Annotated in this window: 26 protein-coding genes and 2 pseudogenes; 20 read left to right on the top strand and 8 right to left on the bottom strand. The window is 71.7% G+C overall.

Annotated features, from left to right (window positions below; genetic code table 11):
• Window positions 1–119: 119 nt before the first annotated feature.
• Window positions 120–941 (top strand): annotated as a pseudogene (locus GRC12_RS22555) (ABC transporter ATP-binding protein); the annotation flags it as partial.
• A complete protein-coding gene (locus tag GRC12_RS22550; protein ID WP_208781187.1) occupies window positions 934–1,992 on the top strand; it encodes an ABC transporter ATP-binding protein in 1,059 nt (352 codons plus the stop codon). The pseudogene GRC12_RS22555 and the gene GRC12_RS22550, both read left to right, overlap by 8 nt.
• 110 nt (window positions 1,993–2,102) lie before the next feature.
• Here GRC12_RS22550 and GRC12_RS22545 read toward each other — a convergent pair whose 3' ends face one another.
• Window positions 2,103–4,235: a S9 family peptidase gene (locus tag GRC12_RS22545; protein WP_208781186.1), complete on the bottom strand. Its 2,133-nt coding sequence runs from the start codon at window positions 4,233–4,235 to the stop codon at window positions 2,103–2,105.
• A 184-nt stretch (window positions 4,236–4,419) separates the two neighbouring features.
• Between GRC12_RS22545 and GRC12_RS22540 the strand changes: the two genes are divergently transcribed.
• The 8 genes from GRC12_RS22540 (at window position 4,420) to GRC12_RS22505 (ending at window position 12,279) form a co-directional block, all read left to right on the top strand.
• Window positions 4,420–4,614, top strand: coding sequence for a hypothetical protein (locus tag GRC12_RS22540; protein WP_208781185.1), 195 nt, complete (start codon window positions 4,420–4,422; stop codon window positions 4,612–4,614).
• 45 nt (window positions 4,615–4,659) lie between these two features.
• Window positions 4,660–5,571, top strand: a complete 912-nt coding sequence (mshB, locus tag GRC12_RS22535) for an N-acetyl-1-D-myo-inositol-2-amino-2-deoxy-alpha-D-glucopyranoside deacetylase (protein WP_208781184.1) — start codon at window positions 4,660–4,662, stop codon at window positions 5,569–5,571.
• On the top strand, window positions 5,568–5,978 hold the full coding sequence (locus GRC12_RS22530) for a DUF6113 family protein (protein WP_208781183.1): 411 nt from the start codon (window positions 5,568–5,570) through the stop codon (window positions 5,976–5,978). Before mshB ends, GRC12_RS22530 begins: the two co-directional genes overlap by 4 nt.
• A 154-nt stretch (window positions 5,979–6,132) precedes the next feature.
• Window positions 6,133–8,676 carry a hypothetical protein gene (locus tag GRC12_RS22525; protein ID WP_208781182.1) on the top strand — a complete coding sequence of 848 codons (2,544 nt, stop codon included), beginning with the start codon at window positions 6,133–6,135 and terminating at the stop codon, window positions 8,674–8,676.
• A 141-nt stretch (window positions 8,677–8,817) separates the two neighbouring features.
• Window positions 8,818–9,744: an ABC transporter ATP-binding protein gene (locus tag GRC12_RS22520; RefSeq protein WP_208781181.1), complete on the top strand. Its 927-nt coding sequence runs from the start codon at window positions 8,818–8,820 to the stop codon at window positions 9,742–9,744.
• Window positions 9,741–10,472 (top strand): ABC transporter permease, encoded by a 732-nt coding sequence (locus GRC12_RS22515; RefSeq protein ID WP_208781180.1) that lies wholly within the window; start codon window positions 9,741–9,743, stop codon window positions 10,470–10,472. The genes GRC12_RS22520 and GRC12_RS22515 overlap by 4 nt, the downstream gene beginning before the upstream one ends.
• Before the next feature lie 5 nt (window positions 10,473–10,477).
• Window positions 10,478–11,668 (top strand): sensor histidine kinase, encoded by a 1,191-nt coding sequence (locus GRC12_RS22510; protein ID WP_208781189.1) that lies wholly within the window; start codon window positions 10,478–10,480, stop codon window positions 11,666–11,668.
• Window positions 11,665–12,279: a response regulator transcription factor gene (locus GRC12_RS22505; RefSeq protein WP_133044462.1), complete on the top strand. Its 615-nt coding sequence runs from the start codon at window positions 11,665–11,667 to the stop codon at window positions 12,277–12,279. Before GRC12_RS22510 ends, GRC12_RS22505 begins: the two co-directional genes overlap by 4 nt.
• Before the next feature lie 3 nt (window positions 12,280–12,282).
• Here GRC12_RS22505 and GRC12_RS22500 read toward each other — a convergent pair whose 3' ends face one another.
• On the bottom strand, window positions 12,283–13,134 hold the full coding sequence (locus GRC12_RS22500) for a transglutaminase-like domain-containing protein (protein WP_208781179.1): 852 nt from the start codon (window positions 13,132–13,134) through the stop codon (window positions 12,283–12,285).
• 45 nt (window positions 13,135–13,179) lie between these two features.
• Window positions 13,180–14,358, bottom strand: a pseudogene (locus GRC12_RS45700) (GNAT family N-acetyltransferase); the annotation flags it as partial.
• A 140-nt stretch (window positions 14,359–14,498) separates the two neighbouring features.
• Here GRC12_RS45700 and fdxA point away from each other — a divergent pair.
• Window positions 14,499–14,816 (top strand): ferredoxin, encoded by a 318-nt coding sequence (fdxA, locus tag GRC12_RS22485; RefSeq protein ID WP_004926152.1) that lies wholly within the window; start codon window positions 14,499–14,501, stop codon window positions 14,814–14,816.
• A 115-nt stretch (window positions 14,817–14,931) separates the two neighbouring features.
• A complete protein-coding gene (locus GRC12_RS22480; protein ID WP_208781178.1) occupies window positions 14,932–16,026 on the top strand; it encodes a bifunctional succinyldiaminopimelate transaminase/glutamate-prephenate aminotransferase in 1,095 nt (364 codons plus the stop codon).
• A gap of 57 nt (window positions 16,027–16,083) precedes the next feature.
• Here the strand turns inward: GRC12_RS22480 and GRC12_RS22475 are convergent, their stop codons facing one another.
• Window positions 16,084–16,533 (bottom strand): ATP-binding protein, encoded by a 450-nt coding sequence (locus GRC12_RS22475; RefSeq protein ID WP_208781177.1) that lies wholly within the window; start codon window positions 16,531–16,533, stop codon window positions 16,084–16,086.
• 284 nt (window positions 16,534–16,817) lie between these two features.
• The gene (locus tag GRC12_RS22470) at window positions 16,818–17,801 is read right to left on the bottom strand and encodes a heavy metal transporter (protein WP_208781176.1); all 984 of its coding nucleotides are present in this window, start codon (window positions 17,799–17,801) and stop codon (window positions 16,818–16,820) included.
• 85 nt (window positions 17,802–17,886) lie between these two features.
• Between GRC12_RS22470 and dapE the strand changes: the two genes are divergently transcribed.
• Together dapE and GRC12_RS22460 are read left to right on the top strand one after the other, a co-directional pair.
• Window positions 17,887–18,966: a succinyl-diaminopimelate desuccinylase gene (gene dapE, locus GRC12_RS22465; protein ID WP_208781175.1), complete on the top strand. Its 1,080-nt coding sequence runs from the start codon at window positions 17,887–17,889 to the stop codon at window positions 18,964–18,966.
• A 68-nt stretch (window positions 18,967–19,034) separates the two neighbouring features.
• Window positions 19,035–19,793: a TIGR00730 family Rossman fold protein gene (locus GRC12_RS22460; protein WP_208781174.1), complete on the top strand. Its 759-nt coding sequence runs from the start codon at window positions 19,035–19,037 to the stop codon at window positions 19,791–19,793.
• 29 nt (window positions 19,794–19,822) lie between these two features.
• Here GRC12_RS22460 and folP read toward each other — a convergent pair whose 3' ends face one another.
• Window positions 19,823–20,683 (bottom strand): dihydropteroate synthase, encoded by an 861-nt coding sequence (gene folP / locus GRC12_RS22455; protein ID WP_208781173.1) that lies wholly within the window; start codon window positions 20,681–20,683, stop codon window positions 19,823–19,825.
• Between the two features lie 141 nt (window positions 20,684–20,824).
• Between folP and GRC12_RS22450 the strand changes: the two genes are divergently transcribed.
• Complete coding sequence (locus tag GRC12_RS22450) at window positions 20,825–21,181, top strand: DivIVA domain-containing protein (protein ID WP_208781188.1); 357 nt, start codon at window positions 20,825–20,827, stop codon at window positions 21,179–21,181.
• Window positions 21,178–21,756 carry a DNA-3-methyladenine glycosylase I gene (locus tag GRC12_RS22445; protein ID WP_208781172.1) on the top strand — a complete coding sequence of 193 codons (579 nt, stop codon included), beginning with the start codon at window positions 21,178–21,180 and terminating at the stop codon, window positions 21,754–21,756. The genes GRC12_RS22450 and GRC12_RS22445 overlap by 4 nt, the downstream gene beginning before the upstream one ends.
• A 3-nt stretch (window positions 21,757–21,759) precedes the next feature.
• On the opposite strand, the gene GRC12_RS22440 is transcribed toward GRC12_RS22445, so the two are convergent.
• The gene (locus tag GRC12_RS22440) at window positions 21,760–22,563 is read right to left on the bottom strand and encodes an enoyl-CoA hydratase/isomerase family protein (RefSeq protein WP_208781171.1); all 804 of its coding nucleotides are present in this window, start codon (window positions 22,561–22,563) and stop codon (window positions 21,760–21,762) included.
• Window positions 22,564–22,618: 55 nt separating this feature from the next.
• Between GRC12_RS22440 and GRC12_RS22435 the strand changes: the two genes are divergently transcribed.
• Together GRC12_RS22435 and GRC12_RS22430 are read left to right on the top strand one after the other, a co-directional pair.
• Window positions 22,619–22,783: a hypothetical protein gene (locus tag GRC12_RS22435; RefSeq protein ID WP_208781170.1), complete on the top strand. Its 165-nt coding sequence runs from the start codon at window positions 22,619–22,621 to the stop codon at window positions 22,781–22,783.
• A 152-nt stretch (window positions 22,784–22,935) separates the two neighbouring features.
• Entirely contained in the window at window positions 22,936–23,103 is a 168-nt protein-coding gene (locus GRC12_RS22430; RefSeq protein ID WP_003966491.1) for a DUF3117 domain-containing protein, read from the top strand.
• A 106-nt stretch (window positions 23,104–23,209) separates the two neighbouring features.
• On the opposite strand, the gene GRC12_RS22425 is transcribed toward GRC12_RS22430, so the two are convergent.
• Window positions 23,210–23,908, bottom strand: coding sequence for an O-methyltransferase (locus GRC12_RS22425; RefSeq protein ID WP_133044473.1), 699 nt, complete (start codon window positions 23,906–23,908; stop codon window positions 23,210–23,212).
• 238 nt (window positions 23,909–24,146) lie between these two features.
• Between GRC12_RS22425 and sigE the strand changes: the two genes are divergently transcribed.
• Both sigE and GRC12_RS22415 read left to right on the top strand, forming a co-directional pair.
• The gene (sigE, locus tag GRC12_RS22420; protein WP_133044474.1) at window positions 24,147–24,851 is read left to right on the top strand and encodes an RNA polymerase sigma factor SigE; all 705 of its coding nucleotides are present in this window, start codon (window positions 24,147–24,149) and stop codon (window positions 24,849–24,851) included.
• A partial coding sequence (locus GRC12_RS22415; protein WP_208781169.1) for an anti-sigma factor family protein occupies window positions 24,848–25,258 on the top strand: 411 nt, incomplete at its 3' end. The genes sigE and GRC12_RS22415, both read left to right, overlap by 4 nt.

The following is a 25,258-nucleotide window of genomic DNA, read 5'->3' as shown; positions in this document are numbered from 1 at the left end:
CGGTCTACAACGAGATCAAGGTCGGCTGAGCCGCCGTGGGACGGTACGTGGTCCGGCGTCTGCTCCAGATGATCCCGGTGTTCATCGGGGCCACGCTGCTGATCTTCCTGATGGTGAACGTGATGGGGATTCTCGACACGCCGCCCGGGCGGATCACCGGAGGGCAGGTCCTGTTCCAGGGGCGGGATCTGCTCAAGCTCAAGGAGGAGGAGCGGCGCAAGGTCCGCGGCGCCGAGATGGCGATGATCTTCCAGGACGCCCTGTCCTCCCTGAACCCCGTGCTGTCCGTGGGCGACCAGCTCGGTGAGATGTTCGTCGTGCACCGCGGGATGTCACGCAAGGACGCCCGGACCAGGGCGATCGAGCTGATGGACCGCGTGCGCATCCCGGCCGCCAAGGCCCGCGTCAAGGACTATCCGCACCAGTTCTCCGGCGGCATGCGCCAGCGCATCATGATCGCGATGGCCCTCGCCCTGGAGCCGGCCCTGATCATCGCCGACGAACCCACCACCGCCCTCGACGTCACCGTCCAGGCCCAGGTCATGGACCTGCTCGCGGAGTTGCAGCGCGAGTACAACATGGGACTCATCCTCATCACCCACGACCTCGGCGTGGTCGCCGACGTCGCCGACAAGATCGCCGTGATGTACGCGGGCCGGATCGTCGAGTCGGCGCCGGTGCACGACATCTACAAGGCGCCCGCCCACCCCTACACGCGCGGCCTCCTCGACTCCATCCCCCGCCTGGACCAGAAGGGCCAGGAGCTGTACGCGATCAAGGGGTTGCCGCCCAACCTGATGCACATCCCCCCGGGGTGCGCCTTCAACCCCCGCTGCCCGATGGCCCAGGACGTCTGCCGCACCGACGAGCCTCCCCTGTACGAGGTTGATCAAGTGAGGGGCAGCGCCTGTCACTTCTGGAGGGAGTGCCTCAATGGTTGACCAGGTTGAGCCGATCCTGGAAGTGAGTGGACTGGTCAAGCACTATCCCTTGACCCAGGGCATCCTGTTCAAGAAACAGGTCGGTGCCGTCAAGGCCGTCGACGGTGTGGACTTCACGCTCAACAGGGGAGAGACCCTCGGCATCGTCGGAGAGTCGGGCTGCGGCAAGTCAACGGTCGCCAAGATGCTCGTCAATCTCGAGCAGCCGACCCAAGGGTTGATCAAGTACAAGGGCGAGGACATCGGCAAGCTGTCCGCCAAGGCGCTCAAGTCCGTCCGCCGCAACATCCAGATGGTCTTCCAGGACCCCTACACCTCGCTCAACCCCCGTATGACGGTGGGCGACATCATCGGAGAGCCGTACGAGATCCACCCCGAGGTGGCGCCCAAGGGCGACCGGCGCAAGAAGGTCCAGGAGCTGCTGGACGTCGTCGGGCTCAACCCCGAGTACATCAACCGCTATCCGCACCAGTTCTCCGGCGGCCAGCGCCAACGCATCGGCATCGCCCGGGGCCTGGCGCTGCGACCGGAGGTCATCGTCGCCGACGAGCCGGTCTCCGCCCTGGACGTGTCCGTGCAGGCGCAGGTCATCAACCTGATGGCGGCCCTGCAGAGTGACTTCGAGCTGAGTTACGTCTTCATCGCGCACGACCTGTCCATCGTGCGGCACATCTCAGACCGGGTCGGGGTGATGTACCTCGGGCGGATCGTGGAGATCGGCCGGGACCAGGAGATCTACGACCACCCCACGCACCCCTACACCCAGGCCCTGCTGTCCGCCGTCCCCGTTCCCGACCCGGGGGCCCGTGAGCACCGGGAGCGGATCATCCTCGCCGGCGACGTCCCGTCCCCGACCGACATCCCCTCCGGCTGCCGCTTCCGCACCCGCTGCTGGAAGGCCCGCGAGCGCTGCGCCCTGGAGGTGCCGCTGCTGGCGGTACCGGCCGAGTTCCGCATGACGAGCGGCCCGGCCGCCCACGACTCGGCGTGCCACTTCGCGGAGGAGAAGACGGTCGTCCCCCCGGAGGGGGAAGGCAACGGACCGGGGTGACATGGCGCACCCCGGTCCGTTTACGGCACCCGCACGGCCGTACGCTGTTCAGACTCGCGTGTCCGTATATCGGGACCGCTTCCGTCAAGTTGCCTGCGTGTTAACGCGGTTCATCCCTGTTTGCGCGGTTGTGCGAGCGAACGCCGCAGGAAGTCCAGCTGCAGCCGCAGCAGGTTCTCGGCGACCTCCTCCTGCGGGGTCATGTGCGTGACGCCGGACAGCGGCAGCACCTCGTGCGGCCGGCCGGCGGCCAGCAGCGCCGAGGACAGCCGCAGCGAGTGGGCGACCACCACGTTGTCGTCGGCGAAACCGTGGATGATCATCATCGGGCGGTGCGGTTCGGCGGCGTCGACCAGTCCCGCGTCGTCGATCAGCGAGTTGCGCCGGTAGACCTCCGGCTGCTCCTCGGGGTGGCCGATGTAGCGCTCCTGGTAGTGGGTGTCGTACAGGCGCAGATCGGTGACGGGGGCGCCCACCACCGCCGCGTGGAACACGTCCGGGCGGCGCAGCACCGCGAGCGCCGCGAGATAGCCGCCGAAGGACCAGCCGCGGATCGCGACCCGGGAGAGGTCGAGCGGGAAGTCGCCGGCAAGTGCCTGGAGCGCGTCCACCTGGTCCTGCAGCACCACCGCCGCAAGGTCGTCCCGTACCGCCTTCTCCCAGGCGGGGGAGCGGCCCGGGGTGCCCCGGCCGTCCGCCACGACCACCGCGAAGCCCTGGTCGGCGAACCACTGCGAGGTGAGATGCGGGTTGTGCGCGGCGACCACCCGCTGCCCATGAGGACCGCCGTAGGGATCCATGAGCACCGGGAGGGGAGTGTCCCCGTGGTAGTCCCGTGGCATAAGCACGGCGCACGGGATCCGCTGTGCGCCCCCCTGTGTGAGCGTCACGCGCGGGGACATACCGGGATTTTCGGCGTACGAGGCGATGGTCGCCGTCTGCTTGCCGTCCCGCAGCACCTGCACGCGGGCGCCCGGCCGGTCCGGCGTGGCGGAGACCAGCACGGTCACGCCCCCGGCGCGCACCGCCGAGTGCACGCCGGGCTCGTGCGAGACGCGCTCCAGGCCGCGTTCGCTGACGCGATAGACATGCACCTCACCGGTCTCCGGGTGCTCGGCCTCCTCGCCCGCCGAGGCCGAGACCAGCGCGTCCTCGTCCGCCACGTCCAGCACGGCCCTGACGTGCAACTGCGGCCCGGTGAGCGGGCGTTCGCCCACCGCGAGCACCCGCGCGCCGCCCTCGTCCGCGATCCGCACCAGCCGTCCCGAGGGGCTCCAGCAGGGCACCCCGGGGAAAAGATCCAGCCAAACTGGATCTTCGTCCGCGTGCACCAGCCGGGTCGCCCCGGTGTCCGGCTCCACCGCCAGATACAGCTGGCTGCGCTGGTCCCGCGCCTGGACGAGCAGCAGCGGGGCACCCGCCGCTGACCAGTGCACATGCGCCAGATACGGATAGCGCGCCCAGTCCCAGACGACCTCCGTGCGCGCCCCGTCCAGGCCGATCACGAACAGCCGTACGTCCGCGTTGTCCGTGCCCGCCGCCGGATACGGGACGTGTTGTGGATCACGTTCCGGATGGGCGGGGTCGGAGATCCACCAGCGCCGTACCGGCGTGTCGTCCACGCGCGCGACCAGCAGCCGGTCCGACTCGGGCGACCACCAGAACCCCCGCGAACGCTGCATCTCCTCGGCCGCGATGAACTCGGCCAGGCCGTAGGTGACGTTCTCCGACTCCGGCTCGGCGAGAGCCCGTTCGCCCTCGCCCTCGGCGCCCACCACCCGCAGGGCGCCCCGCGCCACGTACGCCACGTGCCGGCCGTCGGGGGAGGGGCGTGGGTCGATCACCGGTCCCGGAGCGGGGAGTTCACGTGCCGTGCCGGCCCGCAGCTCGGCCGTGAAAAGCCGTCCTGACAACGCGAAAGACGCCAACTCCACATCGCCGTCGGTGGCATAGCCGACGATGCCGGCACCGCCCTCACGGCTGCGTTCGCGGCGCGCCCGCTCCTGGGGTGAGAGGTCCTCGTCGGCACCGCCGAGCAGGGTGCGCGGGTCGGCCGCCACCCGTTCCGTGCCGCTGTCCACGTCGAGGACCCAGAGCGAATTCGCCCTGTCCGTACCGGAACCGGAACGCAGGAACACGACACGGGCGCCGTCGGGCGCCACGGTGAAGGAACGCGGCGCGCCGAGGGTGAAACGCTGGGTGCGGGCGTGCCTGCGGGGGAAGGAGTCGGACGTCGTCGTCATGCCCCGACCATATTGGCCATGCGCCCCCTTGTGCGGCCGTGCGCCGATCGATGCGCAGGTCCGGATAGTTATGATCACTACCGCACAGTGGGTATGAACCTGCTGGTCCCTGTGGATTTATCTGCCGGGATTTCTGCCCCCTGGTCCGACCCCGCGCTCTTGGGATCTTTGGAGGTGAGCCGCCGTGGCACTCTCGATTTCGGCGGTGGTGCTGCTGGCGATCGTCGTCTTCCTGTTGGTCAGGAAGTCCGGGCTGAAGGGCGGGCACGCGGTCGTCTGCATCCTTCTGGGGTTCTATCTCGCCTCCTCGACCGTCGCACCCACGATCAACGATCTGACGACGAACATCGCGAGCATGATCGGCAGCATCAAGTTCTGACCCGGGCTGCGCCGCGCTGTCAGCGGCGCCTCGTAGGGTGGACCCATGACGGAACCACCCCGGCGTCTGCTGCTGGTGCACGCGCACCCGGACGACGAGTCGATCAACAACGGCGCGACCATGGCGCGGTACGCGGCCGAGGGCGCCCGGGTGACGCTGGTCACCTGCACCCTCGGTGAGCGCGGCGAGGTCATCCCGCCCGGCCTGCGGCACCTCACCGGAGCGGCCCTGGGCGAGTACCGGCTGGCCGAGCTCACGGCCGCCATGCGGGAGCTCGGCGTCGAGGACTTCCGTCTGCTCGGCGGCCCCGGCCGCTACGGCGACTCCGGGATGATGGGCCTGTCCGACAACGAGGACCCCGCCTGCTTCTGGCAGGCCGACCTCGACGAGGCCGCCGCCCACCTGGTCGAGGTGATCCTGGAGGTACGCCCCCAGGTCCTCGTCACCTACGACGACAACGGCGGCTACGGCCACCCCGACCACATCCAGGCCCACCGCGTCGCCATGCGCGCGGCCGAGCTGGCGGCGGGGCAGGGCTGGGAGATCCCCAAGGTGTACTGGAACCGGGTGCCCCGGCCGGTCGCCGAGGAGGCCTTCGCCCGGCTCGCGAAGGATCTGCCCGCGCTCCCCTTCTCCAAGGCCGCCGTCGTCGACGACGTCCCGGGCGTGGTGGAGGACGACCGGATCACCGCCGAGATCGACGGCAGCGCGTACGCGGACGCGAAGGCCGCCGCCATGCGGGCGCACGCGACCCAGATCGAGGTCGCGCCGCCGTACTTCGCGCTCTCCAACGAACTCGCGCAACCCCTGTTCACCACCGAGTACTACGAGTTGGTAAGAGGTGACCGGGCAGGAGGGGTGCGGGAGTCTGATCTCTTCGCCGGGCTCGGGGTCGGTGTCGGTGACGGCGGCGACGCGGGCCCCGGTGACGGTACCGGTGCCAGGGAGGCGTCATGAGTGAGCGGGGCTCGATGCTCGCGCAACCGCTTCAGCGGCTCTCCGCGGGGCGGGCGTTGCTGTTCCTCGGGCTGTTCGTGCTGGGCGCGGTCGTCGGGGCCGCCGGTGCGCTGGTGCAGGCGGGCTGGTTCCCCGGCGGGCTGCTGCTCGCGCTCGCCGGCGAGGCCGGGCTGCTGCTCGGCGGCGGACGGGGCACCGGCAGCCGGGGCGGAGCGATCGCACCGGCCGCCGGCTGGGTGATCGCCGTCATCCTGCTCACCGCCAGCAGACCCGAGGGCGACTTCCTGTTCGGGGCCGGAGGGGGCTCGTACCTCTTCCTGCTCGGCGGGATGGCCGTTGCTGTGATCTGCGCCACCCTTGGGCAGGGGCGGCAACCAACGGGGCGTGACGTCCGACTTGCCAAGTGACGTACCACTTGGCCGTTAACCAGGCGTGCGAGTCCGGTGTGGGTTTCCCCGGCGGTCGTGGGATACGCGCCAGAAGTGGCCAGTATGGTGGTGCGCGCCGCCGAGCTGCCCGTGAGGTCATGTCGGGCGGCGGAGCCAACCGGGAGAACCTGCCTTGAGTCGTGAAACTGACACTCCGTCCTCCGGGCCCAACGGGCGCGGCGGCGGAGCCGCATACCCGTCCGGCACGCCGCCGTACGGCACCCCCGCGGCATCCGACGCCGGTTCGGACACGGGCCGTTCGGCCGAGCGGCCGGAGGAACGCAAGACCGAGACCACGCTGACGACCCGGATCCGGATCAACATCCCCGGATCGCGGCCGATTCCGCCGGTCGTGGTGCGGACGCCCGTCGCGGACGCCGGCACCTCCGAGGAGACCGGCGAGACCGAACTCCCCACGGCGGCACCGGGCGCGGCCACGGCCACCGTGGACGCTCCCGCGGAGCCCGCGCAGTCGGCCGAGGACAAGACGAGCGACTGGTTCGCGCCCCGCAAGTCCGGCCCGGCCAAGGGAGGTCCGGGGAGCGGAGCGACCAACGGCGCCGGTCTGCCGGGCGGTTCGGCCGCGGGAACGCCGGGAGCGGGGGCTCCGGGCGCCTCCTCGGGCGGTGCGCGTCCGGGCGCGGGTGCGTCCGGTGGGGCGCGTCCCGGTGGCGTGGTCGGCTCGATGAGCGTGCCCGGCGGCTCCCGGGCGGGCGGCGCGAACGGCAGGCCCGGCGGGACGAACGGCGCGGGGCTCCCCGGCGCGACCGGCGGTCCGGTGGCTCCCGGCCACGGCGGCGGCACCGGCTCCTTCGACGTCACCGAGGCCCTGGCGGCGGGCCCGCTGGGCAACGGCGGCACGCGTGCCGGCGGCGAGCCGCGCCGCGACGAGCTGCCGTACTTCTCGGACAGCGACCCCGCCCAGCAGAACGGCCACCCCGACCAGAACGGCTTCGCCGACCCGAGCGGCCAGAACGGCCAGAACGGCCAAGGCGGTTTCGGTGGCCCGGGCGGCCAGAACGGCCAGGGCGGTTTCGCCGGCCAGGACAGCCTGAACGGCCAGAACGGCTACGGCGGCCCCGGCACCCAGAACGGCTTCGCGGGCCCCGCCCAGGACAACGGCTTCGGCGGCCCCGGTGGCGACCCCTTCGCCGGTCCCGGTGGTCCTGGCCCGGGCGCCGACAACTTCTCCGGCCCCGGCGGCGCGAGCGGCTTCAACGGACCGAACGGCCGTGGCGGACAAGGTGGGCAAGGCGGACAAGGCGGCTCGCAGGGCCCCGCAGGCCCGACCGGCGGCCCCGTCACCGGCGACGGCCCGCTGGTCCCGCCGCTCGGCCCCGGCGGCCCCGGCACACCGCCCGGCGGCGAGTCCTTCGGCGGCCCTGGCGCCCCCCGCACCGCACGCGGCGGCGCTCAAGCCGGTCTCGGCATGGCTCCCGGTACCGCTGCCCCCGGCACCGGCCTCGGCCCCGGCGGCGGCCTCAGTGACGACACGGCGATCCTGACCCCGCAGAAGCCGGCCCCCGAGCCCGGCACGCCGGGTTACCCGACGCCCGACAACGTCTCCGGGCACACCGTCACCAGCGGCATCCCGATCGTGCCCCCCGGCGCCAAGTCGCCGTTCGGCCCGGGCGGCTCCACCGACGGCCCGCTGCCCCACACGCCCCCCAAGCTGCCCGAGCCGGTCGCGCAGAACGTGCCGGCGGCCGCCGCGCCCAAGAAGAAAAAGAAGGGCCGCAGCAAGCTGGTGCTGCTCGCCGGTGTCCTGGTCGTCGCCGGCGTCGGGGTCTACGGCGCCGGGCTGCTGATGAACCACTCCGACGTGCCCAAGGGCACCACCGTGCTCGGCGTCGACATCGGCGGCGGCACCCGCGACGACGCGGTCAAGAAGCTGGACGCGGCCTTCGGCAGCCGGGTGAACAAGCCGCTGAAGCTGTCGGTCGGCGGCTCCACCGTCCCGCTGACGCCGGACCAGGCCGGCCTCCAGTTCGACGAACAGGCCACGGTCGCCAAGGCGGCGACGAGCGACTACAACCCGGTCTCCGTCGTCGGCTCCCTGTTCGGACAGCACCGCGTCATCGACCCGGTCATGCCCGTCGACGAGGAGAAGCTGGCGGCGGCGTTGAAGAGCGCAGTCGGCGGCTCCGGCTCCGGTTCGGTGACCGACGGCACGATCGAGTTCAAGTCCGGCAAGGCCGTCGCCGTCTACGGCAAGGGCGGCAAGGGCATTGATGCCGCCAAGTCGGCCCAGGCGGTCGAGGAGGCGTACCGCTCCCAGGTCGAGTCCGGCACGACGGCCCCGGTCGCGGTGGTCACCACAAGCCAGCAGCCGACGGTCTCGAACGCCGAGGTCGACCGGGAGATGAAGGCCTTCGCGCAGCCCGCGATGTCGGCCAACGTCATCGTGAAGACCGACACGGGCAAGCAGATCGAGTTCAGCCCGCAGAACTCCCTGTGGAAGTTCCTCAGGGTCAAGGCGGTGGGCGGCAAACTCGTCGACAGCCCCGACCTGAACGCCCTCAAGGAGCTGTACGGCCAGACCTTCGACGGCGTCCTGATCACCCGGGGCACCGGCCAGAAGACGGCCGTCACCCCGCAGGACGTCTACGTGGCCCTGCGCCAGGCCCTGCTGAGCAAGACCAACCGGGTCGGGATCATCCAGACCGACCCGAGCTGACGCCAGGCTCAAGGATCAGGCCCGAGAGGGGGGCGACCGGCGAGCGCCGGGCGCCCCCCTTCGCCGTATGACATCTGTCATCCGGCAGCCAGGACCGCCGACACTGCCGGGACGCGGGGCCCGGCGGCCACGATGGTTCGCATGACGACGACAGCGACGGCCGCCGGCACCCCGGTGGTCGGGTTCGACCAGGTGAGCAAGGTCTACGGGAACGTACGGGCCGTCGACGGGCTGACGCTCGCGCTGCATCCGGGGGAGACGGTGGCCCTGCTGGGCCCCAACGGCGCCGGCAAGTCGACCACCCTCGACCTGCTGCTGGGCCTCAGGAACCCCGACGGCGGCACGGTCCAGGTCTTCGGCACCACACCGCGCCAGGCCATCGTCGCCGGGCGCGTCGGCGCGATGCTGCAGAGCGGCGGGCTGATGGACGAGGTGACGGTCGCCGAACTGGTGAAGCTCGCCTGCGATCTGCACCCCAGGCCCTACCAGGTGCGCGACGTCCTCGCCCGCGCCGGTATCGCACAGATCGCCGACCGCAAGGTCAACAAGCTCTCCGGCGGCCAGTCCCAGCGCGTCCGCTTCGCCCTGGCCACGGCCGGCGACAGCGATCTGATCGTCCTCGACGAGCCCACCACCGGCATGGACGTCTCCGCCCGCCAGGCCTTCTGGGCCACCATGCGCGAGCAGGCCGACCAGGGGCGGACCGTGCTGTTCGCGACCCACTACCTGGAGGAGGCCGACGCGATCGCCGACCGCGTGCTGGTCCTGCACCGGGGACGGCTGCTGGCCGACGGCACGGCCGCCGAGATCAAGGCGAAGGCGGGAGCCCGGCGGGTGGCCTTCGACCTGGAGGGCCCGATCGACGAGGCGCCCCTGCGTGCCCTGCCCTTCCTCACCTCCATAGACATAAGCGGCCAGACCGTCCGCATCCAGTCCACCGACGCCGACGCGACCGTGCACGCCCTCTACGGGCTCGGCGTCTACCCCCGCAACCTCGAAGTCGCCGGGCTCGGGCTCGAGCAGGCCTTCGTCGCCATCACGGAGGCCGAGGAGGCCAAGCAGTCATGAACAGCCTGATCAAGCTGGAACTCACCCGCGCCCTGCGCAACCGCAGGTTCCTGTTCTTCTCGGTGATCTACCCCTCGGTGATCTTCCTGCTGGTCTCCAACCAGACGGGCACCGTCGACGGCACCGGCCTGAGCGTCGCGAAGTACGTCATGGTCTCCATGGCCTCCTTCGGCGCCCTGACCGCCGTCCTGATGGGCAACAGCGAGCGCATCGCCAAGGAACGGGAGGGCGGCTGGGTACGGCAGCTGCGGCTGACCCCGTTGCCCGGGCGCGGCTACGTCCTCGCCAAGACCGCCAGCGCGGCCGTGGTGAGCCTGCCGTCCATCGTGATGGTCTTCCTGGTCGCCGCCGCGGTGAAGGACGTACGGCTCGAGACCTGGCAGTGGTTCGCCCTCACCGGCGCGATCTGGGCCGGCAGCCTGGTCTTCGCCGCGCTCGGCGTCGCCATCGGCTACCTCGCCTCCGGGGACGCGGTCCGCCCGATCACGATGATCGTCTACTTCGGTCTGTCGATCCTCGGCGGCCTGTGGATGCCGTCCTCGACCTTCCCCACCTGGCTGCAGGACATCGCCAAATGGCTGCCCACGCACGCGTACGCTGCCCTGGGGCGGGCCATCGAGCAGAGCCAGGCCCCCCACACCCAGGACATCGCCATCCTCGTCGCCTTCTTCCTGCTCTTCGCGGGCGGCGCGGCCTGGCTGTACCGGAAGGACACGCTGAAGGCGTGAGCACCATGACGGACGACACGCTGCCGCCGGACGCCCGGCCGGAACAGCTGACGCGCATAGGTCAGCCGCCCCGCACCATGAGTGAGGCGATGCGCAAGGCGCTGTGGATCGCCCCGTGGCTGATCTTCCTCGGCGCGCCGGTGCAGGACCTGGCCGCCGGTCACCACACGCCCGGCGCGACCGTGGCCGGCTGGGCGGGCCTCGCGGCCTTCGTCGGGACCTATGTGACGCTCGTCTTCCGTAACATGGGCCGACCGTTTCGCGGGCCCGTCGTCGCGTGGCTCGTCGGTGCGCTCGGTGCGCTCGCCGTCGTCCTGTGCCTGACCCTCGGCGGCGACTGGATCGGCCTGTTCGTGTACGTCTCCGTCACCTGCGGCGCGGCCCTCCCCATCCGGGTCGCGTACTGGGCGATCCCGCTGAACGCGGCCGCGATGCTCCTCGTCGGACTGCGCAGTGGTGTCCACGACTGGAGCCTGCTGCTGGTGGTCGTGCTCCTGGGGTACGCGATGACGGGCGTGAAGCAACTGGTGCGCACGACGGTCGAGTTGCGCAAGGCGCGCGCGACGGTCGCCCAACTGGCCGCCAACGAGGAGCGGCTGCGCCTCGCCCGCGACCTGCACGACCTCCTCGGCCACTCGCTCTCCCTGATCACGCTGAAGAGCGAGCTCGCCGGCCGTATGCTCCCCGACCACCCCGACAAGGCGGCCCAGCAGGTCGCCGACATCGAGCAGGTCAGCCGGCAGGCCCTCGTCGACGTCCGGGCGGCCGTCTCCGGCTACCGGCGCACCCGCCTGCCCGACGAACTGGCGGGCGCGCAGGTCGCCTTGAAGGCGGCCGGTGTCGTCGCCGAGGTGCCCGCCGAACCCGACCTCCGGGACGTCCCCGAGGAGAGCGAGTCCGCCCTGGCCTGGGCGCTGCGCGAGGCGGTCACCAACGTCGTACGGCACAGCGGCGCGACCCGCTGCACGGTGGAGCTGCTGCGCCGGCAGACCCTGGACGGAGCGGTCCTCGAACTGTCCGTCGAGGACAACGGCTCGGGCGGCTCGGGCAAGAGCCCCGGCAACGGGCTGACGGGCCTGACCGAGCGCCTGGAGAAGACCGGCGGCACCCTGGAGGCGGGACGCGTCAGGAAGGGCTTCCGGCTGGTCGCCCGCGTCCCGGTGGGCGCCCGCTCCACCGTAGGATCCGGGGCATGAGCCCTACGATCAAGGTGCTGCTCGCCGAGGACCAGTCGATGGTCCGTGAGGCGTTGGCAGCGCTTCTCGGTCTCGAGGACGACATCGAGGTGGTCGCGCAAGTGGCGCGCGGCGACGAGGTGCTGGCGGCCGTCCGGGAACACGGCGTGGACGTGGCCCTGCTCGACATCGAGATGCCGGGTTGCACGGGCATCGAGGCGGCGGCCCAGGTCCACGGGGCCCTGCCCGCCGTGAAGCTGGTCGTGCTCACCACCTTCGGCCGCCCCGGTTACCTCCGCAGCGCCATGGAGGCCGGCGCCGACGCCTTCCTGGTCAAGGACGCCCCGGCGGCCCAACTCGCCGCCGCGGTGCGGAAGGTGCTGGCCGGCGAGCGCGTGATCGACCCCACGCTGGCGGCGGCGGCCCTGGCGGAGGGCGCCAACCCGCTGACCGACCGGGAACGGGAGGTCCTGCGCGCGGCGGCGGACGGCTCCACCAACGCGGAGCTGGCGGCGGCCCTGCACCTGTCCCAGGGCACGGTCCGCAACTACCTCTCGACGGCGATCCAGAAACTGGCGGTCCGCAACCGGGCGGAGGCGGTGCGCACAGCGCGGGAGAAGGGATGGCTGTGAGCCTCAGTTGAGCATCGCCCGCGCGGTGCGGGCCTGTTGGCGGACCCGCTCGGCGGCCGGTTCGTCCACCGCCGCGACCACCTCGGCGTAGGCCTCCAGTTCGGTGGCGCCGGTGAGGAAGTCGCCGCGCTGGACCAGGAGTTGGGCGTGTTCGTAGCGCAGCCGGGCCGGATGCGAGGGCAGCAGCAGGGACAGCTCCACCGCCCACAGCGCCACGTCCGACCGCTCGGGCCGGGCGGCGGACCACGCGCGGATGTTGTTCAGGATCCGCAGCACGACGTCCAGCGGATCGGCCGGCGTCAGCATCGACGGATGCAGGGCGGCCCCTGTGGCCCCGGCGACCAGCAGCTCCGCGTCGTCCCCGCTGAGCACCCGCCCCCCGTCGAACGGATCCGCGAGCACCTGCTGCTCCTGCGGACCGAACCCGACGACGAAGTGCCCGGGCAGCGCGACCCCGTACACCGGCGCCCCGGCCCGCCGCGCGACCTCCATCCACACCACCGACAGCAGGATCGGCAGCCCGCGCCGCCGCCGCAGCACCTCGTGCAGCAGGGACGACTCCAGCCGTTGGTAGTCGGCGGGGGAGCCGTGGAAGCCCTCCCGCGCGCCCAGCAGATGGTGCAGCGCGGTGGCCCAGGAGACCGGGCCGCCCGGACGGAACGGCACCTGCCCGGCCAGCCGGTCCAGCTCCATCTGCGCCGCGTCGATGCCGGCCTCGTCCAGCGCCCCGTCCGCCTCCGCGCCCACCAGCAGGCACAGCGTCGACAGGTCGGGCCGCTCGGAGCGCGCCTCCTCGGCGAAGCGCCGCCGCAGCTCGGCGGAGCGTTCGGGGGAGGGGGGATTCGGGGAACGCATAGCTGGCTCGTGCCCTCTCACGGCGATCGGTTACCGGCCGCCGCCGGAAGACGACGGCTCCCGGTAGTGGTGGTACGCGTGGTGCGCGGCGAAACCCATCCCGGCGTACAGCGCCCGCGCGCCCGCGTTGTCCGTCTCGACCTGCAGCCACGCGGCCGAGGCGCCCTCGTCCAGCGCCCGCCGGGCCAGCGCGGCCATCACGGTCGTCGCCAGCCCCCGCCGCCGCATCTCCGGGTCGACCTCGACGGCAGCGAAGGAGGCCCACCGCCCGTCCACGACGCACCGCCCGATCGCGGCGGGAGCCTCCGCCCCCGGAACCGTCGCGAACCACACCGAGGGCCCGCTGCCGAGCACCTTCAGCGCCACCTCGCTCACCCCCTTGCGCTGGTAGCGCGCGAGCCACGCCTCGTCGGCCTCCCGGGACAGCACGACCCCGGCTCCCTCGGCCCGGTCCGCGACCGGCGCCAGCGCCCCGACCCACACCTCGGCCGTCACCTCACGCACCCAGCCGCGCCGCTCCAGCTCCGCACAGAGCAACTCCTGCGTGCCCTCAGGGCCTGTCCGGCGGATCATGCCGGCGTCGCGGGGCCTGGCACGCGCATCTGCGGCGTTGTCGTCGGTCGCCATGGCTCCGCCATGACTCCCTCCTCCGCCTTGCAGCTGCACGCGCCAGGCCCCGCTCGGGTCCGCGGAGGGGCTCCCTTTCTCAAAGCCGGCCTGATCCGCCGGACAGGCCTCGCCCCCCGTCGCGGCCTGGACGTACGCCGGCAGCCCACGGTCGCCGTACCACCGTCGTACGACGTCCAGCGCCTCGTCGAGCGGTATACCGGGGTCGCCGAGGGCCAGCACCGAGTTCGCCCGGCGGGTGAAGCCGCCCGCGGCCCGCAGCTCCCACCCGCCGAGCCGCTCGCTCTCCACCGGCCGCCACGCGCGCGAGGCGACGTGCGCGAGCTCCTCGTACGAGGCGGCGGGCCCTCGGCGACGGGCCGGCGTGGCGGGGACGACCTTGCCCGCCACCAGCGCGGATTCCGGGATGCGGACGCTCTCGCCACCCTTGCGTGTGATCAGCAGCACACCGTCGTCCCATGATGTGAGAACACCCACCGTGTCGGTGAACTTCTCGTGCGCCGCTCCAGGATCGCCCAGGCGTCGTACGGAGACTCGTTTACCCACGTCAGCGGGGGTGATCCGGACCTCGAGTCGGCCGGACGCAGAGATTTCCACAGGTCGGTTCACCCCTCCTGTTCGGATCATGCCCAGGAACGGAGATACTAGGGGCGGGCATCGACGACGCCGCGCTCCCGCGCGCCAGGCGGCGGAGCCTGAGGAGGCCCGCCAGCGCCCTATCGAGGAGGAACGACAGCGTGACCTACGTCATTGCGCAGCCTTGTGTCGACGTCAAGGACAAGGCGTGCATCGAGGAGTGCCCGGTCGACTGCATCTACGAGGGCCAGCGGTCCTTGTACATCCACCCGGACGAATGCGTCGACTGCGGTGCCTGTGAGCCGGTCTGCCCGGTCGAGGCGATCTTCTACGAGGACGACACTCCGGAGGAGTGGAAGGACTACTACAAGGCGAACGTCGAGTTCTTCGACGAGCTCGGCTCCCCGGGCGGCGCGAGCAAGCTGGGTCTGATCGAACGGGACCACCCCTTCATCGCCGCGCTCCCGCCGCAGGCCTGACAGGGCGGCGAGCCCGCAGCGTTCTCTGCCGCCTCGGTCCCGTACGGCCTGATCACCCCTGATCGCCGCGCGGGACCGAGGCGTTCGCGTACGACCCGAAAGTGAGCGTCCGACCGTGTCCGCAGTCTCCGACCGCCTGCCCACCTTCCCCTGGGACAAGCTGGAGCCCTACAAGAAGAAGGCCGCAGCGCATCCGGACGGCATCGTCGACCTCTCCGTCGGCACCCCGGTCGACCCGGTCCCCGACCTCATCCAGAAGGCGCTGATCGACGCGGCGGACTCCCCGGGCTACCCGACGGTCTGGGGCACCCCGGCGCTGCGGGACGCGATCACCGGCTGGCTGGAGCGCCGGCTGGGCGCCCGCGAGGTCACCCACCGCCACGTCCTGCCGGTCGTCGGCTCCAAGGAGCTCGTCGCCTGGCTCCCGACCCAGCTGGGCCTCGGCCCCGGCGACCGGGTCGCCTACCCGCGCCTGGCCTACCCCACGTACGAGGTGGGCGCCCGGCTGGCCCGCGCGGAGTACGAGGCGTACGACGACCCCACGGAGCTGGACCCCGAGGGCCTGAAGCTGCTCTGGCTCAACTCGCCCTCCAACCCCACCGGCAAGGTCCTCTCGCGGGCCGAACTGACGCGCATCGTCGCCTGGGCCCGTGAGCACGGCGTCCTGGTCTTCTCTGACGAGTGCTACATCGAGCTGGGCTGGGAGGCGGATCCGGTCTCGGTCCTGCACCCCGAGGTGAACGGCGGCTCGTACGCGGGCATCGTCTCCGTGCACTCGCTCTCCAAGCGCTCCAACCTGGCCGGTTACCGCGCCGCCTTCCTGGCCGGCGACCCGGCGGTTCTCGCGCCCCTGCTGGAGATCCGCAAGCACGGCGGCATGATGACGTCGGCTCCCACGCAGGCGGCGGTGGTGGCGGCCCTGGCCGACGACACCCACGTCCAGGAGCAGCGGGAGCGTTACGCCTCCCGCCGCGAGGCGCTCCGCGGGGCCCTGCTGAACCACGGCTTCCGCATCGAGCACAGCGAGGCGAGCCTCTACCTGTGGGCGACCCGGGACGAGTCCTGCTGGCAGACGGTCTCCCACCTCGCCGACCTGGGCATCCTGGTGGCCCCGGGCGACTTCTACGGCCCGGCGGGCGAGAGGTTCGTACGCGTGGCACTGACGGCGACGGACGAACGGGTGCGGGCGGCGACCGAACGGCTGGCCTGAGGACGCGAGAAGGGGCCCGGGACCGAGTCCCGAGCCCCTTCACCGATGAACGCCGCGTCAGCCGACCGGCAGTCCCTTCATCGGCAGGGTCTTGCCCGTCGGCAGGCCGCCCTTGGTCAGCGAGTCCGTCGGCAGCCCACCCTTCGTCGCCGTCTTCGCGGTGTCACCGAGGACCCCGCCGGCCGACCCCGCCGCGTCCCCCGCGGTCCTCTGCGCCGCGGGCGTCGCCTTCTTCACGGCCTGACCGCTGGTCTTGCCGGCGGCCGGCAGCGCCTTCTCCACCGTCTTGCCACCGGCGCTGCCCGCGACCTTGGTGACGTTCTGCGTCGCGGCGTCGACGGTGTTGCCGACGTGCGCCCCGTCCAGGGCGGTCAGCCCGCCGAGGTTGGGCGTCGCGGGCAGTCCGGTGGCCGCGCTCGCGGAGCCGGCCGCACCGACCCCGGCAGCCACTCCCGCTGCGGTGAGCAGCGCGGCGCGGGCGATCCGGCGGGTCAGAGGGAGGGACATGATGCTCCTGTTGATCGACTGGATGTTGATCGTCCGGGCTCGGACGCAGTGACTACCGCTCGAAACCCGCGAAGGTTGCGGAGGCCCAACGTAAAGAGTTGGCAATGCGTCGCATAATCAGCTGCGCACAAAAACGGGCAAACGGCGCCCGGTCCGAAAGTCTGCCGAACCCTTACAGCCCTTTGTCCCCAAGGGTTGTGACGGATCCGGGAGTGAGGCGCGAAAACCTGCGCACACCACGGAACCGGGGCGGCCCGAGTGACCCGTGCGAGTGAAGACCCGTACTACTGCCCGGTCACGATCCGCACCGCGGCCTTGGCGGCTGCGCCGGCCTCCTGCGAACCGGCCGTGCGCCAGCGGCTGTCGGTGTTCCCGGCGGTCCACTCCCGCCCGCCGAACGAGACCCGCTCGATGTGCAGCGCGGTCGCGTTGGCCACGGCCCAGTGCGCCACCTGCCACCCGCGCTGGCCGGCCGTCCGCCCCTTCGCGGGGCTCTTGCCGGCGGCCACGGGAACCGTCACCGTGCGCGTGCCCGACGCCGCGGCGGCCGTCGTCGCCGGCGAGGGCGTCGAGGCATGCTTCTTCCGGCTCACCTCGGCGCCGGCCGGCTGCAGCGCGTCCCGCCCGAAGTCCCGGACGAGAGCGGCCCGTACGGCGTCGGGCCCCGCCGCCTGCACGGTGGTCGGGTCCGGGCGGCCCTGGCAGGTCAGGGTGGCCGGCGCGTGCCCGGTGAGGGCGGCGGCCAGCAGCTCGGCGTCCGGCTCGTGCTTGGCGTAGGCCTCCGGGAAGCCGCTGCGCTGCACGCGCTGCGCGGCCACGGTGAGCGGGAGCTTCTGGTAGTCCGGCACCTTGGCCAGGTGCTCGTAGAAGACGCCCGCCGCGTACGTCGGGTCCAGGATCTGCTGAGGCTTGCCCCAGCCCTGCGAGGGCCGCTGCTGGAAGAGGCCGAGGGAATCCCGGTCGCCGTGCTGGATGTTGCGCAGCCCCGACTCCTGCAGCGAGGTCGCCAGCGCGATCGTCACGGCCCGCTCGGACATCCCGCGCCCGGTGCCGACGGCGGCGATCGTCGCCGCGTTCACCGCCTGCTCGGGCGTGAACTCGTACTCCTCACCGTCGTTCCTGCCCGAGACCACCTTGCAGCCGGGGCCGTGCCCTCCGGTGACGTACTGCACCACGAGATAGCCCGCGACGGCGAGCAGGACCACGAGGGCCGCCCCGATGCGAAGGAGACGGCCGCGGCGCTTGAGGGTGGGAGACGGCTCTGGCACGCCGTACAAGGTAGCGGAGGCCGCTGTGACTCCTGCCGCGGGTGTGGACAACTGATGAAGGCGCTGGCGGGATAGGGTCTGGGGCATGGCCGACACCTCGATTGACCTCACCCTGAACGCGGCCGAGCTCACCGCGCGGCTCGTCGACTTTCCCTCCGAGAGCGGCACCGAGAAGCCCCTCGCCGACGCGATCGAGGCCGCCCTGCGCACGCTCGGGCACCTGACGGTCGACCGGTACGGCAACAACGTGGTCGCACGGACCAACCTGGGCCGTCCGGAGCGTGTCGTCCTCGCCGGGCACATCGACACCGTCCCGATCGCCGACAACGTCCCCTCGCGGCTGGACGACGACGGCGTCCTGTGGGGCTGCGGCACCTGCGACATGAAGTCCGGGGTGGCGGTCCAGCTGCGCATCGCGGCCACGGTCCCCGAACCCAACCGGGACCTGACCTTCATCTTCTACGACAACGAAGAGGTCGAGGCCGAGCGCAACGGACTCAAGCACGTCTCCGAGGCCCGCCCGGAGTGGCTCGAGGGCGACTTCGCGGTTCTCCTCGAGCCGTCGGACGGCCAGGTCGAGGGCGGCTGCCAGGGCACCCTGCGGGTGCTGCTGAAGACCAGGGGCGAGCGCGCCCACTCCGCGCGCAGCTGGATGGGCTCCAACGCCATCCACGCGGCCGCCCCGATCCTGGCCCGGCTGGCCTCCTACGAGCCCCGCTACCCGGTGATCGACGGCCTGGAGTATCGGGAGGGCCTGAACGCGGTGGGGATCTCGGGCGGGGTGGCCGGCAACGTCATCCCCGACGAGTGCGTGGTCACGGTCAACTTCCGCTACGCCCCGGACCGCACCGAGGAGGAGGCGATCGCCCACGTCCGCGAGGTGTTCGCGGACTGCGGGGTGGAGGAGTTCGTGGTCGACGACCACAGCGGCGGCGCGCTGCCCGGCCTCTCCCACCCGGCGGCCGCGGCCTTCATCGAGGCGGTCGGCGGCACCCCGCAGCCCAAGTACGGCTGGACCGACGTCTCCCGTTTCTCCGCCCTCGGCGTCCCCGCGGTCAACTACGGCCCTGGCAACCCGCACTTGGCGCACAAGCGTGACGAACGGGTCGAAACGGCGAAGATCCTCGCGGGTGAGGAGCGGCTGCGCGCCTGGCTGACACGCTGAGGTCCCCCGTCCGTAACCCGCGTAGATCTACGCTGAGGTGGAAACACCTGCAAGCGGAGGGAGCGCACATGGCTACCGGGAACCCCGAGGGCAAGAAGGTGCCGCCGGACGAGCAGCGCCTGGGACCGGTCCTCCGACGGCGGGGACAGGTGACGGCGAGCACCACGGACCAGCGGCTGCTGGACGCGGGCGGCCCCTCGGACTGGGTCCACACGGACCCGTGGCGCGTGCTGCGCATCCAGTCGGAGTTCATCGAGGGCTTCGGCACGCTCGCCGAACTCCCGCCCGCGATCAGTGTCTTCGGCTCGGCCCGCACCCCCGTCGACTCCCCGGAGTACGAGGCCGGTGTGCGGCTGGGCAGCGCGCTGGTCGACGCCGGGTGGGCGGTCATCACGGGCGGCGGTCCCGGCGCCATGGAGGCGGCCAACAAGGGCGCGTTGGAGGCGGGCGGCATCTCGGTCGGCCTCGGCATCGAGCTGCCCTTCGAGCAGGGCCTCAACCCCTACGTCGACATCGGCCTCAACTTCCGCTACTTCTTCGTCCGGAAGATGATGTTCGTCAAGTACGCGCAGGGTTTCGTCGTCCTCCCGGGCGGACTCGGCACCCTGGACGAACTCTTCGAGGCCCTTACCCTCGTGCAGACCCAGAAGGTCACCCGGTTCCCGATCGTCCTCTTCGGCACCGAGTACTGGGGCGGCCTGGTCGACTGGCTCAAGAACACCCTGGTCGCCCAGGGCAAGGCGGCGGAGAGCGACCTGCTGCTCTTCCATGTGACGGACGAGGTCGAGGAAGCGGTCGCCCTCGTGTCGAAGGAAGCGGGCCGCTGACCGTCCGCGCCTGACCGGGGGCCGGCGCCCTAAGCCAGCCCCCGCCGGGCCACCGCCGGAGGACGGTGACCCGCGATCGACGCCACCATGTCGAGCACCTGACGCGTCTCCGCCACCTCGTGCACCCGGTACACCTGGGCCCCCAGCCAGGCGGAGACGGCGGTGGTCGCCAGCGTCCCCACCACCCGCTCCTTCACCGGCTTGTCCAGGGTCTCGCCCACGAAGTCCTTGTTGGACAGCGACACCAGCACCGGCCAGCCCGTGGCGACCATCTCCCCCAGCCGCCGCGTCGCCTCGAGGCTGTGCCGCGTGTTCTTGCCGAAGTCGTGCCCGGGATCGATCAGCACCGACTCCCGCGGCACCCCGAGCCCCACGGCCCGCTCGGCCAGACCCAGGGTCACCCGCAGGATGTCGGCCATGACGTCGTCGTACGACACCCGGTGCGGACGCGTCCGCGGCTGCGCGCCCCCCGCGTGCGTGCACACCAGCCCCACCTTGTACCGGGCGGCGACCTCCGCGAGCCCTGGATCCACCCCGCCCCACGCGTCGTTCAGCAGGTCGGCCCCCGCCTCGCACACGGCCTCGCCGACCTCCGCCCGCCAGGTGTCCACGCTGATCACGACGTCCGGGAAGCGCCGGCGGACCTCCGCCACGAATCCGACGGTCCGGCGTGCCTCCTCCGCGGCGCTCACCTCGTCGCCGGGTCCCGCCTTCACACCGCCGATGTCGATGATGGCGGCCCCCTCCGCCACCGCCTGCTCCACGCGCGCGAGGGCGGGCTCGTCGCGGAAGGTCGCCCCCTGGTCGTAGAAGGAGTCCGGGGTCCGGTTCACGATCGCCATGACCACCGGCTCGTGCGCCTCGAACTCGCGCCTGCCCAGCCTGAGCATCCGCTGTGACCTCTCCTAGTACGACCTGGGTGTTCCGGCCTTTCGGCCGCCTGTGACCCTAACTGTCAGAGTCGCATGGCACGATCGGACCCTGACACATCCAGCTTCCGTACATCGAGCGTGGGGACCACAGCGATGGTTATGTTCTTGTTCCTCGTCGTCGCTCTCGCCGTCGTGGTCGCCGCGGTGACACTGGCCGTGGTGGGCGGCGGGGAGGGCGACGGACCGCTGCCCGAGGTGGCCCCCGAGCGCCTGCAGGACCCCCTGCCGCCGGACCGTCCGGTCGGCCGCGCGGACGTCGACGCGCTCCGCTTCCCGCTCGCCGCGCGCGGCTACCGGATGGCGGACGTCGACGACGCCCTCAACCGGCTCGCCGCCGAACTGGCCGAGCGGGACGCCCGGATCGCCGACCTGGAGTCCGCGCTGGCGGGCGCCCGGGCGGCGGCCCACCACGTCTCCATGGAGAAGCCGGGGCACGGGCAGGAGGGCCACCAGTGACCGACGGCGCCGCGATCGCCGGCCCGGACGGAGCGCTGCGCTGCCCCTGGGCGCTGTCCACCGAGGACTACGTGGCCTACCACGACGAGGAGTGGGGCCGCCCGGTCCACGGCGACGACGCGCTCTTCGAACGCCTCAGCCTCGAGGCCTTCCAGTCCGGCCTGTCCTGGATCACCATCCTGCGCCGCCGGCCCGGCTTCCGGGCCGCGTTCGCCGACTTCAGGATCGAGAAGGTCGCCGCCTTCACCGAGACGGACCGCGCCCGCCTCCTCACCGACCCGGGCATCATCCGCAACAGGGCCAAGATCGACGCGACGCTCGCCAACGCGCGGGTGCTGGCGGAGTGGGCCCCTGGCGAGCTGGACAGCCTGATCTGGTCCCACGCGCCGGAACCCGGACCGGCGCCGAAGACCCTGTCCGACGTCCCTCCGGTCACCCCGGAGTCGACGGCCCTGTCCAAGGCGCTGAAGAAGAGAGGCCTGCGTTTCGTGGGACCGACCACGGCGTACGCCCTGATGCAGGCGTGCGGCCTGGTCAACGACCATCTTCAGACGTGCGTCGCGAGGCAGGTCTGATCCTCAGCGGCCCAGGTACTTCGGCTTCTCCTTGTTGACGAACGCCTGCACCGCGATCATGTGGTCCTCGGAGGACCCGGCCCGCGTCTGCAGCTCGTCCTCCTTGTCCAGCGTCTCGTCGAGGGAGTGCGTCAGGCCGTACGCCATGGCCTCCCTGAGGGCCGCGTAGGCGACCGTCGGCCCCTCGGCCAGCGCCCGCGCCACCTTCTCCGCCTCGGCGTGCAGCTCGGCGGCCGGTACGAGACGGTTGGCGATCCCCAGCTCGTACGCCTCCTGGGCCTTGATACTGCGGGGGAAGAGCAGCAGGTCGGCGGCCCGGCCCGGGCCCACGACCCGCGGCAGCGTCCAGGACATCCCGGAGTCCGCGGTCAGGGCGACCCCCGCGAAGGACGTGTTGAAGGCGGCGGTGTCGGCCACGACCCGGTAGTCGGCCACCAGGGCCAGCCCGAATCCGGCCCCCGCGGCGACCCCGTTCACCCCGGCCACCACGGGCTTCGCCATCCCGGCCAGGGCCCGCACGATCGGGTTGTAGTGCTCACGCACCGTGCTCATCGTGTGCCCGGAGCCGGTCTCCCGGTCCTGCGCAAGCAGCCCGATGTGCTCCTTGAGGTCCTGACCGACACAGAACGCCCGCTCCCCGGCGGCCGTCAGCAGTACGGCCCGTACGGCCGCGTCGCCCGCCGCCTCCTGGACCGCCTCCCGCAGCGCGACCTTCGTCGGGATGTTCAGCGCGTTCATCGCCTCGGGCCGGTTCAGGGTGATCGTCGCGAGCCCGTCGGTCACCTCGTAGAGCACCGTGTCGGCCATGGTCTGTCCCCTCCGTTGGTACGACCGGTCAGTACGTCTTCGTACGAAGGACAGCATGACGGAGATCGCCGTCCGCGCACCGGACCGGACGTGTGACCTGCGTCAAAGAATTCTCGGCGGATTCCGGTGCGCGGAAGTCCGTGCGGCCGCGCAGTATCGCAGTCACATCGCCGAATTGGGTGGTTTTGCTCGCGCGCGTTGCCCAAGCGATGCCGACTGATGTTGGTCATCGGGTCCTGAGATGCGGGATAATGGCTTGGAAGCAATGTGTTCGATGCCGGTGTCGCGTGTCCAAGTCCCACGCCTGGACCGCGCGTGCCCTCCAGGGCCGTCGGCTTTGACGATGAGCTGGTTTCAGGAAGGGGAACGAGCATGGCGGCCATGAAGCCGCGAACGGGTGATGGCCCGCTCGAGGTGACCAAGGAGGGGCGGGGCATCGTCATGCGCGTTCCGCTCGAAGGCGGCGGTCGGCTCGTCGTCGAGCTGACCCCTGACGAGGCCGACGCGCTCGGCGACGCCCTCAAGAAGGTCGTCGGCTGACGCGGAAGCGACCATACCCTTTCGACAACCCCGGCATCCAAGTGGTGCCGGGGTTGCTCTGTGTGGGCCTCGTCACCGACCCGGCGACGCCGCCTTCAGGGGCCGGTCAGCGCTTCACGGCGCACAGCAACCCGTCACCCACCGGCAGCAGCGACGGCAGCAGCTCCTGGCTCTCCCGCACCGCCCGCAGCAGCTCCCGCAGCCGCAGTACCTCCGTCGGCTGGGGTCCCGAATCGACCGTGCGGCCGTTCGCGAAGACCCCCTCGAAGACCACCAGACCCCCCGGACGGAGCAGGCGCAACGATTCAGCGAGGTAGTCCATGACCTCCTGCCGGTCGCCGTCGCAGAAGACGAGGTCGTAACCGGCGTCCGCGAGGCGGGGCAGCACGTCCAGGGCGCGGCCCGGGATGAAGCGGGCGCGGTTGCTGGCGAAGCCGGAGGCCCGGAAGGCCTGACGGGCGAACTGCTGGTGCTCCGGCTCGGGGTCGACCGTGGTCAGGACGCCGTCCGGCCGCATCCCGTGCAGCAGGTGGATACCGGAGACGCCGGTGCCGGTCCCGATCTCGGCCACCGCCTTCGCGTCCACGGAGGCCGCCAGCAACCGCAGCGCGGAGCCCGTGCCGGGCGACACCGAGCGCAGCCCCGCCTCACGGGCCCGGTCGCGGGCCCAGCGCAGCGCTTCGTCCTCGGCGGCATAGGCGTCGGCGAACGCCCAGCTTGCCTGCCGGTTGCCGGTAATGACCCTCTCCTGTCCCCGTGGTTGCCTGGGCGTGACTGTATCCGTTGGGCCCGGGAACCCGCAGATGGGACCGGGCGTTTAGAGGGGTGGAGACGACGGCGGGGGGACACAGTTGGATCACGACGACGGTCGGGCGCTCGGGCAACCGCGGACGCGGCGGCACGAGCCGGAGCAGCCCACATCAAATTCTCGTAAAACCGCTTATCCGGTCCTAACGGGCGAGGTGGCTATGGTAGGGGCTCCACTGGACACCACCAGAGATGACAGGGGAGGTGCGGCCGCGCCCAACGGGGACCGGGCTGGAGTGCTGCGGCGCTTCCTCGGATCAGCGGGCAGGCCGAAATCCGTGAACGACACCGCTGCTGACCCCAGCCACGCCGCTGACCACGCCCAGACCGCGACTTTCTCCACCGACGCGGACGGGCAGGCGTGGACTCCGCCCACATGGGAGGAGATCGTCAGCATGCACAGTGGCCGCGTCTACCGGCTGGCGTACCGCCTGACCGGTAACCAGCACGACGCCGAGGACCTCACCCAGGAGGTCTTCGTCCGCGTCTTCCGCTCCCTGTCGACCTACACGCCGGGCACCTTCGAGGGCTGGCTGCACCGCATCACCACCAACCTCTTCCTCGACATGGTCCGCCGCAAGCAGCGCATCCGCTTCGACGCCCTCGGCGAGGACGCGGCCGAGCGCCTGCCCAGCCGCGAGCCCACCCCGCAGCAGGCCTTCAACGACGCCCACTTCGACGCGGACGTCCAGCAGGCCCTCGACACCCTCGCGCCCGAGTTCCGCGCCGCGGTCGTCCTGTGCGACATCGAAGGACTGTCGTACGAGGAGATCGCCGCGACCCTCGGCGTCAAGCTCGGCACGGTCCGCTCCCGGATCCACCGCGGCCGCTCCCAGCTGCGCAAGGCCCTCGCGCACCGCGCGCCGCAGACCCGGAGCTCCGAGCGCCGCTCCTTCGTGCCCCGGGTGGCCGCTCTGGGAGGAGGGGGCGCGACCGCGTGAGTGGATCACGACCCGACCCCGTCGAGCGGCGCCTCGCCGAGCAGCATCTGGGAGACCGACTCTCCGCCCTGGTGGACGGAGAGCTCGGTCATGAGACGCGTGAGCGAGTCCTCGCGCACCTGGCGACCTGCGCCAAGTGCAAGGCGGAGGCCGACGCGCAGCGGCAGTTGAAGAGCGTCTTCGCGGAGGCGGCCCCGCCGCCTCCCTCCGAGAGTTTCCTCGCGCGGCTCCAGGGGCTGCCCGGGGGAGGTGATCCGGACGGCGGTGGCTCGCCGTTCGGCGGGGGAGGATTCGCCGGCCTGCCCGGAAGACCCGGCGGCTCCGCGCTCCCCGGGGTCTTCGGCCTGAAACGCCCCGAGCGTTTCGCCTTCGACTACACGCCCGCCGCGCCGCACACAGCCCCCACC

It is taken from the genome of Streptomyces griseorubiginosus (genome assembly GCF_017614965.1).
Classification (GTDB): domain Bacteria; phylum Actinomycetota; class Actinomycetes; order Streptomycetales; family Streptomycetaceae; genus Streptomyces; species Streptomyces griseorubiginosus_B.
This window is presented reverse-complemented; position numbering and strand designations above follow the sequence as displayed.

Excerpts from the sequence above, each read along its gene's own strand:
- GRC12_RS22550 (WP_208781187.1), top strand. The coding sequence starts at position 934 with ATGGTTGACCAGGTTGAGCCGATCCTGGAAGTGAGTGGACTGGTCAAG.
- GRC12_RS22545 (WP_208781186.1), bottom strand. The coding sequence starts at position 4,235 with ATGACGACGACGTCCGACTCCTTCCCCCGCAGGCACGCCCGCACCCAG.
- mshB (WP_208781184.1), top strand. The coding sequence starts at position 4,660 with ATGACGGAACCACCCCGGCGTCTGCTGCTGGTGCACGCGCACCCGGAC.
- GRC12_RS22530 (WP_208781183.1), top strand. The coding sequence starts at position 5,568 with ATGAGTGAGCGGGGCTCGATGCTCGCGCAACCGCTTCAGCGGCTCTCC.
- GRC12_RS22520 (WP_208781181.1), top strand. The coding sequence starts at position 8,818 with ATGACGACGACAGCGACGGCCGCCGGCACCCCGGTGGTCGGGTTCGAC.
- GRC12_RS22515 (WP_208781180.1), top strand. The coding sequence starts at position 9,741 with ATGAACAGCCTGATCAAGCTGGAACTCACCCGCGCCCTGCGCAACCGC.
- GRC12_RS22510 (WP_208781189.1), top strand. The coding sequence starts at position 10,478 with ATGACGGACGACACGCTGCCGCCGGACGCCCGGCCGGAACAGCTGACG.
- GRC12_RS22505 (WP_133044462.1), top strand. The coding sequence starts at position 11,665 with ATGAGCCCTACGATCAAGGTGCTGCTCGCCGAGGACCAGTCGATGGTC.
- GRC12_RS22500 (WP_208781179.1), bottom strand. The coding sequence starts at position 13,134 with ATGCGTTCCCCGAATCCCCCCTCCCCCGAACGCTCCGCCGAGCTGCGG.
- GRC12_RS22475 (WP_208781177.1), bottom strand. The coding sequence starts at position 16,533 with ATGTCCCTCCCTCTGACCCGCCGGATCGCCCGCGCCGCGCTGCTCACC.
- dapE (WP_208781175.1), top strand. The coding sequence starts at position 17,887 with ATGGCCGACACCTCGATTGACCTCACCCTGAACGCGGCCGAGCTCACC.
- GRC12_RS22460 (WP_208781174.1), top strand. The coding sequence starts at position 19,035 with ATGGCTACCGGGAACCCCGAGGGCAAGAAGGTGCCGCCGGACGAGCAG.
- folP (WP_208781173.1), bottom strand. The coding sequence starts at position 20,683 with ATGCTCAGGCTGGGCAGGCGCGAGTTCGAGGCGCACGAGCCGGTGGTC.
- GRC12_RS22450 (WP_208781188.1), top strand. The coding sequence starts at position 20,825 with ATGTTCTTGTTCCTCGTCGTCGCTCTCGCCGTCGTGGTCGCCGCGGTG.
- GRC12_RS22440 (WP_208781171.1), bottom strand. The coding sequence starts at position 22,563 with ATGGCCGACACGGTGCTCTACGAGGTGACCGACGGGCTCGCGACGATC.
- GRC12_RS22435 (WP_208781170.1), top strand. The coding sequence starts at position 22,619 with ATGACGGAGATCGCCGTCCGCGCACCGGACCGGACGTGTGACCTGCGT.
- GRC12_RS22430 (WP_003966491.1), top strand. The coding sequence starts at position 22,936 with ATGGCGGCCATGAAGCCGCGAACGGGTGATGGCCCGCTCGAGGTGACC.